Below are 1225 nucleotides of genomic sequence, written 5' to 3' on the forward strand. Positions count from 1 at the left end.
CCGGCGTCGCCGCCGTTGCCGCCCCCGCCGCTGGCACCGAGGCTGCCGCCCGCGCCGTGGCCGCCGTTGCCGCCGGTCCCGCCGTTGCCGCCGTCACCGCCACCGCCGCCGGCGCCACCGGTCTCGCCGGTGCCGTCGCCACCGGCGGTGAACGTCCCGCCGGCGCCGGCCGCGCCGTTGCCGCCGTCGGCGCCGTTGCCACCCAGGCCACCCGAACCGCCGGTGCCGGCTGTGTTGCCGTCGCCGCCCGCGCCGCCCTTGCCGCCGGTGCCACCGTCACCACCTGCACCACCCGACGCCCCGGCCTGGGCGCCGTCGGTGCCCTTGACGCCGTTGCCGCCGGCGCCACCGCTGCCGCCGTTGCCGCCGGCGCCGTCGGCAAGCCGGGAGGTGCCGTCGGCGGCCAGGCCGCCCTGGCCGCCGTTGCCGCCGATGCCGCCGTCCCCGCCGGCGGTCCCGTTCAGGTCGGTCGCGGTGCCGTTACCGCCGTCCAGGCCGTGGCCGCCGGCACCGCCGTTCCCGCCGAGCGCACCGGTGCCGTCCTGACCGTCGGCGGCGATACCGCCCAGCCCGGTGCCGCCGATGCCGCCGAGCGCGGCGTCACCGCCGGCGCCGCCGCCACCACCGTGGCCACCGCCCGGATGGCCGGTCGTCCCGGCCGCGCCGTTGCCGCCGACGCCCGCAGTGCCGGCGCTGCCGCCGTGGCCACCGGCCCCACCTGCCCCCTGGCTCCCGACGGCCCCGAAGAATCCGCCCTTGCCGCCGGTCGCACCACCCACACCGCCGTGCCCGCCGACCGCCCCGTCGCCGCCGCTGCCGCCGACCTGACCGGTGCCGTCACCGCCGTTGGCGTAGGAGCCGACCGCGCCGTCGACCCCGCCGCCGCCGTTGCCACCCGCCCCGCCGGCCCCACCCGCGCCGGCCGCACCGCCGCTGCCCAGCAGGATCCCGCCGTTGCCGCCCAGTCCGCCGTTGCCGCCGTCGCCGCCGACAGTGCCGTCCCCGCCGCTGCCGCCCGGCCCGGATCCGCCCCCGCCGTTGGTGCCGGCCGCCCCCGCTCCGCCCGCGCCGCCGTTGCCGCCGTTACCGGCCGCGCCATGGGAGAACATGTCCTCCGGCGGCTGGCTGGCCGAGTTGCCGCCGTTGCCGCCGTTGCCACCGAGACCGTCGTGGCCGGCCAGGAACGTTCCGGTGCCGCCGGCCCCGCCGTCGCCGCCGTTGCCCC

At 81.5% G+C, this 1225-nt stretch carries 1 pseudogene; it reads right to left on the reverse strand.

The window, feature by feature from the left end:
* Window positions 1-1225 (reverse strand): annotated as a pseudogene (locus KIH27_RS23130) (PE family protein); the annotation flags it as partial.

It is taken from the genome of Mycolicibacter acidiphilus (assembly GCF_018455725.1).
GTDB classification, from domain to species: domain Bacteria; phylum Actinomycetota; class Actinomycetes; order Mycobacteriales; family Mycobacteriaceae; genus Mycobacterium; species Mycobacterium acidiphilum.